At 71.2% G+C, this 14,771-nt stretch carries 15 protein-coding genes; 6 read left to right on the top strand and 9 right to left on the bottom strand.

Annotated elements, in window-relative coordinates:
- The first annotated feature begins 42 nt into the window (after positions 1 to 42).
- On the top strand, positions 43 to 633 hold the full coding sequence (locus tag ACFVWD_RS08075) for a sulfotransferase (protein WP_389594488.1): 591 nt from the start codon (positions 43 to 45) through the stop codon (positions 631 to 633).
- Between the two features lie 96 nt (positions 634 to 729).
- Here ACFVWD_RS08075 and ACFVWD_RS08070 read toward each other — a convergent pair whose 3' ends face one another.
- Positions 730 to 2,430, bottom strand: a complete 1,701-nt coding sequence (locus ACFVWD_RS08070; protein WP_389594487.1) for a carbohydrate binding domain-containing protein — start codon at positions 2,428 to 2,430, stop codon at positions 730 to 732.
- Between the two features lie 221 nt (positions 2,431 to 2,651).
- On the bottom strand, positions 2,652 to 3,830 hold the full coding sequence (locus ACFVWD_RS08065; RefSeq protein WP_389594486.1) for an ATP-grasp domain-containing protein: 1,179 nt from the start codon (positions 3,828 to 3,830) through the stop codon (positions 2,652 to 2,654).
- A gap of 288 nt (positions 3,831 to 4,118) precedes the next feature.
- On the opposite strand from ACFVWD_RS08065, the gene ACFVWD_RS08060 reads away from it, so the two are divergent.
- Both ACFVWD_RS08060 and ACFVWD_RS08055 read left to right on the top strand, forming a co-directional pair.
- Positions 4,119 to 5,027: a metallophosphoesterase family protein gene (locus ACFVWD_RS08060; RefSeq protein WP_389594485.1), complete on the top strand. Its 909-nt coding sequence runs from the start codon at positions 4,119 to 4,121 to the stop codon at positions 5,025 to 5,027.
- The gene (locus ACFVWD_RS08055; RefSeq protein ID WP_389594484.1) at positions 4,975 to 5,670 is read left to right on the top strand and encodes a 4'-phosphopantetheinyl transferase; all 696 of its coding nucleotides are present in this window, start codon (positions 4,975 to 4,977) and stop codon (positions 5,668 to 5,670) included. The genes ACFVWD_RS08060 and ACFVWD_RS08055 overlap by 53 nt, the downstream gene beginning before the upstream one ends.
- On the opposite strand, the gene ACFVWD_RS08050 is transcribed toward ACFVWD_RS08055, so the two are convergent.
- Positions 5,667 to 5,909 carry a hypothetical protein gene (locus tag ACFVWD_RS08050; protein ID WP_389594483.1) on the bottom strand — a complete coding sequence of 81 codons (243 nt, stop codon included), beginning with the start codon at positions 5,907 to 5,909 and terminating at the stop codon, positions 5,667 to 5,669. The two genes, ACFVWD_RS08055 and ACFVWD_RS08050, sit on opposite strands and share 4 nt — an antisense overlap.
- 239 nt (positions 5,910 to 6,148) lie before the next feature.
- Here ACFVWD_RS08050 and ACFVWD_RS08045 point away from each other — a divergent pair, with 239 nt between their 5' ends.
- Entirely contained in the window at positions 6,149 to 7,192 is a 1,044-nt protein-coding gene (locus ACFVWD_RS08045) for an alpha/beta fold hydrolase (RefSeq protein WP_389594482.1), read from the top strand.
- A gap of 47 nt (positions 7,193 to 7,239) precedes the next feature.
- Here ACFVWD_RS08045 and ACFVWD_RS08040 read toward each other — a convergent pair whose 3' ends face one another.
- The 4 genes from ACFVWD_RS08040 to ACFVWD_RS08025 are packed head-to-tail and all read right to left on the bottom strand — an operon-like array spanning position 7,240 to position 11,109.
- The gene (locus tag ACFVWD_RS08040) at positions 7,240 to 8,688 is read right to left on the bottom strand and encodes an NAD(P)/FAD-dependent oxidoreductase (RefSeq protein ID WP_389594481.1); all 1,449 of its coding nucleotides are present in this window, start codon (positions 8,686 to 8,688) and stop codon (positions 7,240 to 7,242) included.
- Positions 8,672 to 9,874 carry an MAB_1171c family putative transporter gene (locus ACFVWD_RS08035; protein WP_389594480.1) on the bottom strand — a complete coding sequence of 401 codons (1,203 nt, stop codon included), beginning with the start codon at positions 9,872 to 9,874 and terminating at the stop codon, positions 8,672 to 8,674. Before ACFVWD_RS08035 ends, ACFVWD_RS08040 begins: the two co-directional genes overlap by 17 nt.
- 15 nt (positions 9,875 to 9,889) lie before the next feature.
- Positions 9,890 to 10,420, bottom strand: coding sequence for a toxin-antitoxin system, toxin component (locus ACFVWD_RS08030; protein ID WP_101403922.1), 531 nt, complete (start codon positions 10,418 to 10,420; stop codon positions 9,890 to 9,892).
- A 32-nt stretch (positions 10,421 to 10,452) separates the two neighbouring features.
- Entirely contained in the window at positions 10,453 to 11,109 is a 657-nt protein-coding gene (locus ACFVWD_RS08025; protein ID WP_389594479.1) for a helix-turn-helix domain-containing protein, read from the bottom strand.
- Between the two features lie 240 nt (positions 11,110 to 11,349).
- On the opposite strand from ACFVWD_RS08025, the gene ACFVWD_RS08020 reads away from it, so the two are divergent.
- Positions 11,350 to 11,997, top strand: coding sequence for a hypothetical protein (locus ACFVWD_RS08020; protein WP_389594478.1), 648 nt, complete (start codon positions 11,350 to 11,352; stop codon positions 11,995 to 11,997).
- A 31-nt stretch (positions 11,998 to 12,028) separates the two neighbouring features.
- On the opposite strand, the gene ACFVWD_RS08015 is transcribed toward ACFVWD_RS08020, so the two are convergent.
- Together ACFVWD_RS08015 and ACFVWD_RS08010 are read right to left on the bottom strand one after the other, a co-directional pair.
- Positions 12,029 to 12,808, bottom strand: a complete 780-nt coding sequence (locus ACFVWD_RS08015; RefSeq protein WP_389594477.1) for a hypothetical protein — start codon at positions 12,806 to 12,808, stop codon at positions 12,029 to 12,031.
- The gene (locus ACFVWD_RS08010) at positions 12,765 to 13,601 is read right to left on the bottom strand and encodes a FadR/GntR family transcriptional regulator (protein WP_389594476.1); all 837 of its coding nucleotides are present in this window, start codon (positions 13,599 to 13,601) and stop codon (positions 12,765 to 12,767) included. Before ACFVWD_RS08010 ends, ACFVWD_RS08015 begins: the two co-directional genes overlap by 44 nt.
- 104 nt (positions 13,602 to 13,705) lie before the next feature.
- Here ACFVWD_RS08010 and ACFVWD_RS08005 point away from each other — a divergent pair, with 104 nt between their 5' ends.
- Entirely contained in the window at positions 13,706 to 14,743 is a 1,038-nt protein-coding gene (locus ACFVWD_RS08005; protein WP_389594475.1) for an ABC transporter ATP-binding protein, read from the top strand.
- The last annotated feature ends 28 nt before the right edge of the window (positions 14,744 to 14,771 follow it).

The raw sequence follows: 14,771 nt of genomic DNA, 5'->3' as shown, positions 1-14,771 counted from the left end.
TCCCCCTTGTGACGCGGGGACCGGCGAGAATGAGGTGTCACGGTGCGAGACCCGCGTATGTCCGCGATCGGCAAGGGACTGAAGCGCCGGGGGAGGCTGATGGCGGAGGCGGTGCGCCCGCCGCGGCGAACCCTCGACGGGGTGCCGTCGCCCCAGAGTCCCGAGGGCGCCGACGGGCGGCCGTACGTCGCCCCGCCCGCCCCGAGGCTGGTGGACTCGCCCGTCTTCGTGCTCTCGTCCGTGCGCTCCGGTTCGACCCTGCTGCGGGTCCTGCTCAACAGCCACAGCCAGATCCGCGCCCCGCACGAGATGCATCTGCGCACCGTCCACGTCCACTTGTCCCGGGACTTCACCGCGGACGCCATGCGGGCCCTCGAACTCGACAAGGACGAGCTGGAGCACACGCTGTGGGACCGGCTGCTGCACCTCGAACTCACCCGCAGCGGCAAGCGGATCATCGTCGACAAGACCCCGCCGAACACCCTTGTCTGGCCCCGCCTGCACCGATGTCGGCCCAGCGCCCGCTGTCGAACTCTTGCCCACCGAGGTGTCGGACCTACCGCCGGACGGGCGGGAAGTCAGGCCTGCGGAGGCCTTGTAAGACCGACCCTCACCAGTCGGCAGGGCCCGTGAAACAGGAACCCAAGTGCTGCTGCGCCTCCCGGCGACTGGAGCGACACGTGGGGGTACCCGACCGTCTGACGGCCGGATACCCCCACGCCGGGAGCGTCAGCCGGTGAACCCGGCCGTGATGGAGGTGAACTGCCAGTTGTTCTGGCTGATGCCGGAGCAGTTGCTCACCACACCCCCGCCGGGGCAGGGCCGGTCACGGTTGACCGCCCAGTAGGCGAGACGGGCGATGTGGTGGGAGTTCGCCCAGTCGCGGATCTGGGTCCAGATCGCCGGGGTGGTGTTCTCCTGCTGGTCGGACAGACCGTTCATGCCGGAGATGCCGATGTGGGAGTAGGCCGTGGCGTCGTCCCAGCCGAAGGTGGACTTGAGCTTGGCCTTCAGCCCCTCGGCGGCATTGACGGTGTTGCCGTACATGTCGGAGCCGCCGCCGAAATCGAACGGCATGATCGTGAAGACGTCGATGCCCGCGTTCAGCGACTGCGCCTGCTCGATGAGCCGGTTGCCGTAGTAGGTCGGTCCGGTCGTCGAGGTGCCGAAGGTGACGATCGTCCTGAGGCCCGGGTTGTTGGCCTTGACGGTCTTCAGCGCGGTCAGGATCTTGGCCTGGACGGCCTCGTTCTCGAACTCGTCCGTGTTCTCGATGTCCATGTCGATCGCCTTGAGGCCATAGGCGTCGATCACCTTCTGCAGCGCACCGGCGAGCGCGCTCGCCGAGGAGCAGTTGGCCCCGAGCTTGCTGCCCTGCCAGCCGCCGAACGACGGGACGACGTCACCGCCGGCGGAGCGGATCTGGTTGATGACGGTCTGGTCGTTGCCACCGGTGAGCGCCCTGCTGCCGTCCCAGGCGGGGTTGCAGCCGCCCGAGTCCAGCATGAACGCCATCGTGAACCACTTGACGCCGGTCGAGCTCATCACCGAGGTCGCGCTCGGCGGGTCGCCCCAGCCGAGGTAGAGGTACGGTGCCGCCTGCTTGAAGCCGGTGCCGCCGCCACCGCCCGCGTCCGTGGTCACGGACACGGAGTTGGAGGCCCCGGAGGTGTTCCCGGCCGCGTCCCGCGCCTTCACCGTGAACGTGTAGGCGGTGCTCGACGAGAGACCGCTGACCGTCGCACTCGTACCCGAGACACTCAGCACCTGGTTCGAGCCGCTGTAGATGTCGTACGCCGTGACGCCCACGTTGTCGCTCGACGCGCCCCACGACAGGGACACGCTGGAGGAGGTCTTGCCGGTGGAGGTCAGGTTCGTCGGCGCGGTCGGTGCCTGGGTGTCCGAGCCGCCTCCGCCGCCGCCCGGACCGTCCAGGCTGATGTCGTCGGCGTAGTAGGTGCCCTGCGCGTACCAGCCGTGGACGTAGATCTTGGCGCTGGTCTGCGAGGCGCCGGTCGTGAAGGAGACGCTGAGCTGGCTGTACGCCGACGGGGACGTCGTCCAGGTCGAGGCACCGCCGTCCACGCCCAGGTAGACGTAACTGCCGCGCACCCAGCCCGAGAGGCTGTACGTGGTGTTCGGCTGGACCGAGACGGTCTGGCTGCACTGGGCGTTGTCACTCGAACTCGCCGCCCCGGCAAGGGCCTTGGAGCCGCCGTGCACGGGGCTGGAGACGACCGAGCCGAGGTTCCCGGTGCACGACCAGGGGGAGAGGCTGCCCGACTCGAAGCCGGGGTTGGACAGGATGTTGGCCGCCTGGGCCGTGGTGGGCAGCGCGACCGCCCCGGCCAGCGCCAGGGCGGCGGTGCCGAGCAGCGCGAGGACGCGATGTCTGGAACGCCTGAGGTCTGTTCTGAGGTTGATGCGCACGCGATCTCCCTTGAGGCATGGGGGTGTTCGGGAGTGCTTCGGGAGTGCTGAGAGGTGCGCAACCAAGTTGGTATGGACCAATCCCGCTGTCAAGGCGTTGCGCGGAATTGGTCCAGACCGGTGAGCGGGTGGTGAGGGTGAGAGGTGAAGTGCGAGGGGTGAGGGGCGAGAGGTGAAGAGTGAGAGGCGAGAGGTGAGGAGTGGAGGCCGGGGCGTAGGGCTCAGGCGGGCGCGGTGGCGGCCGTGGTCGCGTTGGAGGCCTTGGACGCATGGGCGGGCGCGGGCTCCGGTGCCGGAGCGTCCTCCGTCGCGGGGGCCGGGGCGGGCACGGCGGGCAGGGTGGACGCCGGCGCGTCGGTGCGCTGGTGCGGCAGCGAGACCGGACGCACCGGACGGGGGCCCGCGAGCACGGTGTAGTCCTGCCCGAGCAGCGGCGGCACCATCTCGCCCGTCTCCTCGCCGAGCGCCAACTGCACCGCCGCCCAAGGGGCGTTGATGCCGCACTGCGAGAGCTGATGCAGACCGCCCGCCGGGCGGGTGTTGACGTCCATGAGGACCGGGTCGTCACCGAGCATGCGGAACTGAATGTTCGTCAGATAGTGCAGTCCGAACGCCTCCGCGAGCAGCCGCGCGGGCTCGATGAACGAAGGGTGCAGCGTGAAACCGCGACGCCGTCCGTTCTTGGTGCGGCCCACCGCCATACGGACCCGGCCGTCCGGCGCCGTGAGGCAGTCGACGGACACCTCCGGCTGCCCCAGAAGCGGCATGACCAGCCAGTCGACGGGCTCGTCCGCCGACCGCAGTGCCTCCACGACCAGGTCGAGCGGCACGTACGGGCTCGGGAATCCATTGAGGTGAGCGAGCGAGAAGGGGGCGCGCGTGATGACGCGGAAGCCCACTCCGCCCGCCCCCGCCGCCGGCTTGAAGCAGGCCTTGTGACCCTCGGCCTCCAGCGTCTCGACCGCGGCGACGAGCTCCTCCTCGGTGCGCACCCGCCACCACGGCGGCACCGGCACGCCCACCGCCTGCACCGCCTGGTACGCGGTGGCCTTGTCCAGGAAAACGGCCACGGCCTCGGAGGGCGGCGCCAGCAGGGCCGTACCGAGCGCCGCGAACTCGGCGCGGTGCGCCACGATCGCCGCCTGCTGCAGGACCGGCACGAACACGTCGATGGAGTGGCGCGCGCACTGGTCGAGGGCGTACTCGACGTAGGCGGCGGGGGAGAGGCCTTCCGGCTCCATGGCGGCGGTGTCGGCGGCGGCCAGCACGGGGGAGTCGGGATCGCCGTGGGTGGCATGGATCTCGACCGGGCGGAGCTGCGGATTACTTCGCAGCTGGTCCATGAAGAACACGTTCTCCGCGTACGTGCGGTTGAGCCAGACGCGTACGCGAGAACCCATGCAGGCCGCCTTTCAGGGTTCCGGGCACGGCGGAGCAGGCCGTGCCCGGCCAGGGGAGAGGGAGGAACAGCAAACCGCCATACGCCGAGAAGGGTTCGTGGCGGTTGTGTTGGGGCGATCATAAGGGGCGCGAGCCCGGTGTGACGCTACGGGCGTGTTACGGATTTCCCGACACCCCGGAATCCGGCCCGACGCGCCGGGGCGCGAGGCCCGGCGCGCGGGCCGTCCTTGTCCCGCGGGGACGAATGTGTTCTTGTGTTTCCAGTCCTTTTCTCGGAGGTGGCAAGGGTGCGGTCGACGGCCGGCGGACACGGAAACCTGCTGGCCATCAGCGACCTGCACATCGGGTACGCGGAGAACCGCGCCCTGGTCGAGAAGATGCGCCCGCACACCGACGACGACTGGCTCCTGGTGGCCGGTGACGTCTCGGAGACCGTGGCCGACATCCACTGGGCCCTCGAAACCCTCAGCGGACGCTTCCGCAAGGTCCTCTGGGCGCCCGGCAACCACGAGCTGTGGACCCATCCCAAGGACACCGTGCAGCTGCGCGGTGTCGCCCGCTACGAGCATCTCGTCGCCATGTGCCGGGAGTTGGGCGTCACGACCCCCGAGGACCCCTACCCCGTCTGGGACGGGCCGGGCGGCCCCGCGGTCGTCGCACCGCTTTTCCTGCTCTACGACTACTCGTTCCTGCCGCCGGGCTGCGCGACCAAGGACGAGGGCATGGCGTACGCCGAGGGGACCGGGGTGATCTGCACCGACGAGCACGTCCTGCACCCCGACCCCTACCCGAGCCGCGAGGCCTGGTGCCGGGCCCGGGTCGCCGAGACCGAGCGCAGGCTCGCCGAGCTGCCCGAGGACCTGCCCACCGTCCTGGTCAACCACTACCCGCTGGACCGCCACCCGACCGACGTCCTGCGCTATCCCGAGTTCGCCATGTGGTGCGGCACCCGGCTGACCGCCGACTGGCACCGCCGCTTCCGCGCCCAGGCCATGGTCTACGGTCATCTGCACATCCCGCGGACCACCCACCACGAGGGCGTCCGCTTCGAAGAGGTCTCGGTGGGATACCCCCGGGAGTGGCGGCCCCGTCCCGGCCCGCCGGACACCCTGCGCCACATTCTGCCGATGGAGGTCGGAACCGGTGATCGAGGAGCTGCTCCCGGAATCGGTCGTGACCGTGGAGGCACACGGTGACGACCAGGACTGGGGCGCGCCGCTGTACCCCGGGGAGCAGCAGCTCGTGGCGCGGTCCGTGGAGAAGCGGCGCCGTGAGTTCGCCGCCGTGCGCGCCTGTGCCCGCCGGGCCATGGAGAAGCTCGGCGTGCCCGCGCAGGCCGTCCTGCGCGGCGAGCACGGGGCGCCCGTCTGGCCCGACGGACTGATCGGCAGCATGACGCACTGCGAGGGCTACTGCGCCGCCTCCCTCGTCCGCGCCACCGATCTGGCCTCCCTGGGCATCGACGCCGAACCCCACGAGGAACTCCCCGACGACGTCATCGCCTCCGTGGCCCTGTCCACGGAGAACGACCGGCTGCGCGAGCTGGCGCGGCGGGACGCCTCCGTGCACTGGGACCGGCTGCTGTTCAGCGCCAAGGAGTCCGTCTACAAGGCGTGGTACCCCCTCACCGGAAAGTGGCTGGACTTCCTCGAAGCGGACATCGAACTCTTCGCGGACGACGGCCCCGCACGCTCCGGCGGCCTGCGTGCCGAACTCCTCGTGCCGGGACCGCTGGTGGACGGGCGACGCATACAGTCCTTCGAAGGACGCTGGACCGTGCGACGAGGCCTGCTGGCCACGGCCGTCACCGTCCCGCACCCCGGGGCCGACACGGCCTAGGCAAGGCGGCCTCCGGGCTCTGGGCACCAGCTGCGCAGCAGCCGGAAGAACTCCTCCTCGTTGCCCGCGAGTCCGGCAGCCGCCAGCGCCCGCTCCGCCTCGGCGAGCGCGGCGGGCGGCACCACGGGTGGTCGACGCCCGTCCGGCGGACCGTCGAACGCCGCTCGTACGGTCTGAAGGAGACGCAGATAGGCCTGCACGGCGGCGCGTTCGTGGTCGGTCAGTACGGCGGTCGGCATCGGACGGCTCTCCCCGGGTCGGCTGGTCGAAGCGGTACATGGCGGTACGTGCCTCCAGCTTGCCAACCGCCACTGACAATGCCGTTTCGATGCGTGGAGGTTCGCCCGCTTAGCGGAGGCGAAACCTCACGGAAATCCCTTGTGGGACAGGGGCCCTAGGGTGGTGGGAAGAGCCGGGAAGCGCCTTCTCGGCGGCGGGGAAGCCGCTTTCACGGCGGCCCGGAACAGGAGGTGAGCCCGTGGTCGACGTACCGCCTCGGCGTCCGCGGCGCAACCCGCGGCTGCGCTCGGTGGGCGGCGCGGAGCTGCGTCTGCAGCACCGTGTCGTGCACGGCTACCGTCGTGCCTACCGTGCGGCCGGTGAAGGCCCCGCGCTCGTCCTGATCCACGGCATCGGCGACTCCTCGGCGACCTGGGCCGACCTGATCCCCGAGCTCGCCCGCACCCACACGGTGATCGCGCCGGACCTGCTCGGCCACGGCTCCTCCGACAAGCCGCGCGCCGACTACTCGGTGGCCGCGTACGCCAACGGGGTCCGCGATCTGCTCACCACGCTCGACATCGAGTCCGCCACCCTGGTCGGGCACTCGCTCGGCGGCGGCGTCGCGATGCAGTTCGCCTACCAGTTCCCGGAGCGCACCGAACGGCTGATCCTGGTCAGCGCGGGCGGTGTCGGCGGCGAGGTCAACCCCGTTCTGCGGGCCGTCTCGCTGCCGGGCGCCCACCTCATGCTCTCCACGCTGCGGCTGCCCGGCATGCGGCTCCAAGTCGGGCTGTTCCTGCGTCTGATGAGGCTACTGGACACCGATCTGGGCCAGGACGCGCCGGAGTTGCTCAACCTCGTCGACGCGCTGCCCGACGCGACCTCCCGCAGCGCGTTCATCCGCACCCTGCGGGCGGTCGTCGACTGGCGCGGGCAGGCGGTGACCATGCTCGACCGCTGCTATCTGACCGAGGGCATGCCCACGATGCTGCTCTGGGGCGACCGGGACAGCGTGGTGCCGGTGCGGCACGCGTACGGCGCCCACCAGGCCATGCCGGGCAGCCGGCTGGAGATCTTCGAGGGCGCGGGCCACTTCCCCTTCCACAGTGACCCGGGCCGTTTCCTCGACCTCGTCGAGGAGTTCACCAGCACCACCAGCCCGGCCGACTGGAGCCGGGAGCACTGGCGCGAACTGCTGCGCGCGGGCCGCCCCGGCACGACGGCCGGCCGGCCCGACACCGCCCACAACCGGGCGGTGGAGCGCGACCTGCGCGAGGCGAGCGAACGCAGCGCGACCTGACACCCGCCGCCGGCGGTGTCCGGCGCCGCCGGATGCCCGCCCTCCGCTCAGCCGACCGCCGGTGTTCCCGACGGCTCCGGGGCGCTCAGTACCGCTTCGCGTTCCTCGGCCGTGAGGGGCGGGGCGGTCAGGGGAGGGCGGCGCGGTCCGCGCAGTACGGCGAAGACGACCTCCGGTCTGACCAGCGCGGACAGGGGCGCGGAGAGGGTGAACACGGCCAGGAACACCTGGGCGACCAGGGGGCGTCCCGCCGCCGTCCGCAGGAGCCGTTCGACATAGCGCCCCAGCAACTTCCGCGTGACCCCGGGCTGCTCGCCGATCGCGCCCGGGTAGCGGATGTCCGTGCCCGTGGCCAGCTCCCAGGCGATCGTCACCGGAAGCGCCACCGCTCGCTGTACCCGCCGCGCGAGCCCCGGCGCCGCGATCCCGTGCTCGGCGAGCTGCCCGCGCAGCGCCAGCGCGCCCTGCGCGGCCACCGCCATGCCGTGCCCGTAGACCGGGTTGTAGGTGGCGACGGCGTCGCCGAGCGCGACGAACCCCTCCGGCCAGCCCTTGACCTTTTCGAAGAAGCGCCGCCGGTTGATCGTGCTGCGGCTGATGGTGACGTCCGTCAGCGGCTGCGCGTGCGCGATCAGCTCGCCCACCACGGGGTGGCGCAGACCGCGAGCGAACGGCTCGAACTCCTCGGCGGAGTCGGTCGGCTGTCCGTCGCGGGTGCCCGACAGCGTCACCAGCCAGCGCCCGCCCTCGACGGGCACGATCGTCGCGGACCGGCCCGGTACGGGCTGCGCCGGGTCGGGCTGTACACCGACCACGGGGTAGTCCTCGGTGCCCGCCGGTGCCCGGAAGATCCGGCTGGCATAGGTGAGTCCGGAGTCGACCTCGTCCAGCGGCGCAGGTGCGACGCCCAGCGCGTCGAGCCAGCGGGTGGAGCGCGAGCCGCGCCCCGAGGCGTCCACCACCAGATCGGCAGGCAGCACCCGTTGCTCACCGTCGCGGGTCCGCACGCGTACGCCCGTCACCCGGGAGGCGTCGCCCTCCAGGCCGAGCAGCTCCGTGCCGTCCACGACGGTCACCCGGTCCTTCGTGGCGACCCGGTCGCGCAGGACCGAGTCGAGCAGATCACGGCTGCACGAGATCATGAACTCCATCTCGGGCCAGCGCTGCAGCCAGCCCTGCGCCGTCAGTGAGACGAATCCGGTGGGCAGCGGGATCCGGCGGGCGCCCGCGGCGAGCCAGGCGGCGGTCACCCCCGGCAGCAGCTCCTCCATCGCACGGGCACCGCCGGACAACAGCAGATGGGCGTGCCGGGCCTGCGGGAGGCCCTTGCGCGGCGCGGGCCCGGCCGGCAGGACGTCGCGCTCGACGACGGTGACCTCGGCGTACGGGTCCAGGGCGGCGGCGGCCAGCAGACCGGCCGTCCCCGCGCCGATGACGACGGCCCGACGGGGGGCCGTAGCTCTGTCGCCTGCTGCCGCGCTAGCGGGATTGCTCATGAAAGTCGCTCTCTGACCTGGTCGCGGCCCGTCCTTTGACGGCCCCGACGACGGGTGACTGACGCAGGGCCATCGACATCCGTACGAGGTCGCGTGGACCCTCGGCGGAAGCGGCGGGGGCGGCCTCCGCCGCGCTGATGACCCTGCCCTCCGGGTCGGCCGCCCTGGCCCGCACCGCCGCCGTCACCATCGCCGCGTCGGCCTCGGCCTGAGCCTGGGCGGGCTCGGAGCCCGCCGTCACGGCCGCGTCGTAGGCGAGGGAGCGTACCTCGGAGTCGAAGTAGGGGTACAGGCTGAGCATGCCGTCGTGGATGTCGGACTCCCGCTGGGTGACCTGGAGTTCGGCGGAGGACCACCAGGAGATCCGCACCGCGTGGTCCGCGTGCGCCGAGACCGTCCTCAGCTCGCGCCACAGCGGCCCGAGCCGGCGGTACGTCGACCAGGTGGTCCAGCTGTCCCCGATGCGCTGGCAGGCCAGCGGGAGCAGGAAGCCGACCGCGCTGACCTGGGCTCCGACGGAGGCCAGCACAGGGGCCACGTCGGTGCTCAGACCGTCCAGGTTCGCGCCGTTCCAGCGGGCCACCACGGCGATGAACTTGGTCGCCGCGTAGGGAACGTTGAAGAGGAAGCCGACCGCGATCGTCAGCAGCCCGGCGCGCAGCCAGCCGTCCACCTGAAGGGCCCAGCGCCAGCACATGACGTTCATCGCGACGCCCGCGACGGTCAGCGCCACGAGGTAGAGGACGATCATCTCGCGGATGAACGGGGTGTTCGCGTAGTAGGTGTCGAGGTCCCGCAGGCGCTCCTCGGGGCAGTCCCCGAGCAGGTAGAGCACGACCAGCGCCACGCTGACGACGCCGTACCCGGTGATCCAGCGGCGGGAGAGCCGGCGGGTGACCTCGGGGGGTCCGCCGCGCCAGTGGATGATCAGCACCAGACAGGACGCGCTGAAGACGCTCAGCAGGCAGTAGACCAGGGGCGCCGAGACGTTGGGGATACCGGTGAGGTCATTGACCTCGGCGATGGTCGGCGGGGCCGCGAAGAGGAACACCAGGCAGGCCAGTGCCAGCAGGATGCCCACCGACCGCAGCAGCGGGTCGCGCCAGCCGCGGATCAGGGTGGGCGCCTTGACGGCGAGGGCGACGCCCATGGCGACGGCCGGGACGTAGTAGCTGGATCCGTCCATGTCCGGGAAGGCGCCTCAGCCCTGCGGTCCGCGGTACCCCAGGGACGCCTCGATGCGGCCGGCCAGACCGTCCCGGCTCACCGGCCCGCGCAGTGGCGAACCGGCCAGCCAGGTACGGCACTTGCTGGCGAGCAGCAGACCGAAGCTCTCGGCCTCCTTCTCGTCCGCGAGGTCGAAGCGGGTGCGTGCGGCGACCCTCAGGACGGTCGCCTGCAGATCGGCGGTGTCGCTGAGTAAGCGGGCCGCGACGGCGGCGCCCTCGACGTGGTGACTGCAGTGCCCGGCCTTCATGTGCCACAGCTCGTGGCCGAGGATCACCAACTGATGGTCGGGGGCGGTGCGTTCCTCGATGACGACGAGGTCCTGGTCGGCCATGTCGAGCCACAGCCCGCTGGCCGTGCCGGGCGGGAACGCGGCCGTACGGAACTGGACGGGACGGCCGCGGCGTCTGCTCATGGCGTCGCACAGGGCGGCGTACAGGTCGGCGGGTTCCGCCGGTGCCGGGAGCGAGAGCTCCGCGACCAACTCGCCGCACAGGCGGCGCATGTCCCTTCCGATGCCCACAGTTCTCCCCCGGATCACGACTCGGGCCGCTTGACGCTCTCCAAGAGCATGTCCAGCCACTCGGCGACCTTGTCGCGGTGCTGGTCGGTGGGCAACTGCGCGGCCCGCCAGGCGATTCCGCGGACACCGTGGTCCTGGAGCAGCCGCTCCAGCGGGTCGTCGGCGGCCGCGGCCGCCTCGCGCTCACGGTCGGCGAGCTGTTGCAGCAGCTCCTGCTCCGAGCGCCGCAGGGCACCCACGAGCGCCTCGGAGTCCTCGGCCGTCAGGAACCCCGCGTGCACCCGGAAGAAGCGCTGGATGGCGTCGCAGTGCTCCATGGTGGGGCGCCGGTCGCCGTTGATGAGGGCGCCCGCCTGTTGACGCGACATTCCGGCGCCGTCGGCGATCTCCTGTTGGGTGTATTTGCGCCCATTGGGCTTGAGCCGGGTGCGGCGCAACAGGTCCAGGCGCTGGAGGAAGCGGGCCTGCAGATCGGGTTCCCCGGCGGGGCGACCGCTCAGCAGGGCCCGCGCCACGGGTTGGGGGACGCCGGACTCGGCCGACAGGCGCTGGACGTCGAAAACCTCGGAGTGCTGCACATCGAGCCGGTCGGCGAGTGCGGTGACCCGGGCCACGACGGCCGGCAGCAGAACCGTCGCCGTGGCGCCCGGAACTTCGAAGCCATCCGTCACCGACTGATCTCCTACATCTCTCTCAGTCTCGCTCAGGTCCGTCAGGTCCCTCTCGCAAGGGTCAGGGACCAACGGGAGACTAGCCGCTCGCTCGAACTCACATCCAGCGGTCGCCACAACTGTGGCGCGAATCAGCCGTCAACAAGCGCCAAATGCCACGATAGTTGACATGGCTGAGGTCCGGGCAGCAGGATCGGGGCGCCGCGTGAAGGCCGCAGAGGCAAGAGGGGTGACCTCCCGATGGCGTACCAGGCAGGATGGCAGCGGTCCCAGCCGCGACCTGTCCCCGAGAGTCTCGAGGCTCAGGCGTATCTCCAGGACTACGCCACTCTCCTGGAGGCCGTTGCGTTCCCGTCCGTCGTCTTCGACCACCGCTGGGACGTCGTGTTGGCCAACGCCGCGTTCGAGACACTTTTCAGCGGCGTAGGCCCCCATCCGACCGCCATGCCGGGTGACAACTTCCTCCGGTTCGTCCTCTTTCACCCGGACGCTGCCACGGTCCTCGGTGAGCACGAGTCGAGCTGGTGCCTGCCGCTGCTGGCCCAGTTCGCCGCGGCGGTGGAGCGCCACGGTCAGGACCGCGGACTCCAGTCGATCCGCCGCGACATCGCCCAGGACCCGATCATGGAGGCCGCCTACCGGCAGGGCCTGCCGCACTGGATCCGCGCCGTCGGCCCGGACGCCGTCGAGCACGACGGCGCCGTACGGCCGCTGGTGCACCCCGATCCCCGCTGGGGCCGCATGGACTGCCGGATCGTCGGCGAGACCCCCAAGACCCTTCAGGGCATGGGATATACGCGGATGACCCTGGTCCTGCGCGAGGCGCGGCACATGACGGCCGGACCGCGCAGGACACGCAACGGCGCGGCGGAGCTGCGCGTGGTGTGAGCCCGCTCGGCGGTCCAGGGTGTGGGCCCGCTCAGGGGTCCAGTACAACGAGCACAAGGGGCACTCCGTCGCACGGGATCAGCCGCATCCCGTCGTGGCGCGCGGTCCGCGCCCCTGCCAGTACGGCCCCGAAGTCCGGGCCCTTGGTGAGCGATCCGGCCAGATGCGCCGGATCGGCGGACGCGGCCACCCGCCCGCGCCCGTTCACCAAGTGGGCGGCTCCGGGAAGCTGTTGGAGCAGCGGCACGACGGCCGCCTCGAAGTGCCGCAGATACACGTCGGCCGCGGCGACCCCCACGAACCGGCCCTTCACCTGCACGGGTGCGGACAGCGTCAGGCTGTACTCGTCGGAACAGAGGTAGTCCACATAGGGGCCGGCGACCGCCCGCTGCCCGGTGTCACGGGGGAGGGCGAACCAGTCCCAGTGCGTGTAGTCGGAGTACGCGGAGTGCGCGGGGTCGAGGTCGAGCAGCAGCGGCCGTACGTCTCCGTCGGAGCCCGTCTGCCACCACTCCAGCCACGCCGGTACGTCACTCAGCAGTCCCGGCGCGGCGACGAATCCGACGCCCGACACCAACTCCTGCCGGGCGAGCCGGAGATGAAGCCCCGGGCGCAGCGCGGCCAGGTCGACGGTCGCGGGGCGACGGCCCTGCGCGGCGACCCCGGTGAGCCGGGTCGTGGTGTCGGCGCGCGTCTCGGCAACCGCCTCGAACACGGCCTCAAGGGTGGAGCGGACCTGGGCGGCGACGGCCGCCTCCGGTGTCGCGTCAAGCGTCGCCGTGGCGCCGGCCGGACCGGGGCTCCTGCTCATGGACGCCCTCCAGCGGACGGGGACCGGACGCGGCACGCGGCATCGCGAGGCGGACGGCGATGAGCCGTGCCGTCGAGGCCTGGACGCACCGCTCGGCCAGCGCTCTGGCCGATGCGTGGGCTCCATCTTGCACGGCCGAGATTACGGAGCGGTGACGGTCTGCGACTTCTTCACGATATGCGTCGTCCCCGAGCACGAGACACAACAGTGCCCCCACCTCCGTCTGGAGCGCGACCTGCTCGCGGGTCAGCCGGGCGGACTGGGCCGCCGCGGCGAGCTCGACATGAAACCGGCCGTAGACCCGGCTGCGCGCCGCGGCGTCCTCGGCGGACGCCAACTCATGCAGTGTGCGCCGCAGTTGCTGTAGGTCACCCGGCTCCGTGCGCTCCGCGGCCAGCTGGGCGGCCGCGCCCGACAGGGCAGCCCAGTGGTCGCCCAGATCGCGCAGCTCCTCCGTGCTCCAGCCGGCCAGCCGCACCCTGAGCCGCTCCTCGCCGGGCTCCTCGGGGAGGGAGACGAAGCTGCCGCCGCCGCGCCCCCTGCGGGTGGTGACCAGCCCTTGTTGGCGCAGCGCCATCAGCGCCTCGCGCAGGGTGACCGTGGACACGCCGAGCTGACCGGCCAGCTCCATCTCGCCGGGCAGCTGCTCCCCGTCGGCGAGCAGGCCGAGCTCGATGGCGTCGCTGAGCCTGCGGATGACCGTGTCCACCCGGGCGCGGTTGTCCACGGGGGTGAAGACGGCTCTGCGGGCACCCTCGGCGTTGTTGTTCACGTACTGCTTCACGGCCACCACCTTGTGCGTTGACTCAACCTTTACTCTAAGGGGGTCTTGAGCTTTGAACTATGACTTCATATCTTTCCGGTCAACGCGCCAGTCCACCAGAAAGGTTCCCGCCCATGGAGGCAACAGCGATCCGGCTCCAGGGCCTGCGGAAGGCGTTCGGTGAGACGACCGCCGTGGCCGGAGTGGACCTGGACATCGCCGACGGTGAGTTCTTCTCGATGCTCGGCCCGTCCGGCTCGGGCAAGACGACCGTCCTGCGGATGATCGCCGGCTTCGAGAGCCCGACCGCGGGCCGGATCGAGCTGGCGGGCCAGGAGGTCACCGGGCTGGCTCCCTTCGAGCGGGACGTGCACACCGTCTTCCAGGACTACGCGCTGTTCCCGCACATGACCGTCGAGCAGAACGTCGCGTACGGCCTCAAGGTCCGCAAGGTGCCCAAGGCCGAGCGGCTCCAACAGGCCCGCGAAGCGCTCGCGGACGTACGCCTCGAAGGCTTCGGGGCCCGCCGCCCCTCCCAGCTCTCCGGCGGTCAGCGTCAGCGCGTCGCACTTGCCCGCGCCCTCGTCGGGCGCCCCCGGGTGTTGCTGCTCGACGAACCGCTCGGCGCCCTCGACCTCAAGCTGCGCGAGCAGATGCAGGTCGAACTCAAGGCGATCCAGCGCGAGGTCGGCATCACCTTCGTCTTCGTCACCCACGACCAGGAGGAGGCCCTGACGATGAGCGACCGCATCGCCGTCTTCAATCAGGGCCGCATCGAACAGGTCGGCACCCCCGCCGAGATCTACGAACGCCCCGCCACCCCCTTCGTCGCGGGCTTCGTCGGCACCTCCAACCTGCTCGAAGGCGACTCGGCGCAGCAGGTGGTGGGCGCCTCGGGCACGTACAGCATCAGGCCCGAGAAGATCCGGGTCCTCAAGGAGTCCGCCGAGGCCGACGAGCCGGACCACTCCACCGCCACGGGCACCGTCGTCGAGGTCGTCTATCTGGGCGACGCCACCCGCTTCCTGGTGGACCTCGACGCGGGCGGACGGCTGACCGCGCTCCAGCAGAACCTGGAGACCTCCTCCGAGGACGTCGCCGCCTATCGCGGCACTCGGGTCCGGCTCCAGTGGCACCACCGTCACACCTTCAAGGTCCCCGCCCCCCGCTGACGACCCCCACACTCAGTCCCCCATCACG

The sequence above is a fragment of the Streptomyces sp. NPDC058086 genome (assembly GCF_042885015.1).
GTDB lineage: Bacteria > Actinomycetota > Actinomycetes > Streptomycetales > Streptomycetaceae > Streptomyces.
Note: the sequence above shows the minus strand (reverse complement) of the source record. Positions and strands in the feature narration are given on the sequence as shown.

What these genes read in the sequence shown, in the direction of transcription:
- ACFVWD_RS08005 (WP_389594475.1), top strand. Translation starts at nt 13,706, where the DNA reads ATGGAGGCAACAGCGATCCGGCTCCAGGGCCTGCGGAAGGCGTTCGGT.
- ACFVWD_RS08065 (WP_389594486.1), bottom strand. Translation starts at nt 3,830, where the DNA reads ATGGGTTCTCGCGTACGCGTCTGGCTCAACCGCACGTACGCGGAGAAC.
- ACFVWD_RS08050 (WP_389594483.1), bottom strand. Translation starts at nt 5,909, where the DNA reads ATGCCGACCGCCGTACTGACCGACCACGAACGCGCCGCCGTGCAGGCC.
- ACFVWD_RS08015 (WP_389594477.1), bottom strand. Translation starts at nt 12,808, where the DNA reads ATGAGCAGGAGCCCCGGTCCGGCCGGCGCCACGGCGACGCTTGACGCG.
- ACFVWD_RS08030 (WP_101403922.1), bottom strand. Translation starts at nt 10,420, where the DNA reads ATGCGCCGCCTGTGCGGCGAGTTGGTCGCGGAGCTCTCGCTCCCGGCA.
- ACFVWD_RS08035 (WP_389594480.1), bottom strand. Translation starts at nt 9,874, where the DNA reads ATGGACGGATCCAGCTACTACGTCCCGGCCGTCGCCATGGGCGTCGCC.
- ACFVWD_RS08040 (WP_389594481.1), bottom strand. Translation starts at nt 8,688, where the DNA reads ATGAGCAATCCCGCTAGCGCGGCAGCAGGCGACAGAGCTACGGCCCCC.
- ACFVWD_RS08020 (WP_389594478.1), top strand. Translation starts at nt 11,350, where the DNA reads ATGGCGTACCAGGCAGGATGGCAGCGGTCCCAGCCGCGACCTGTCCCC.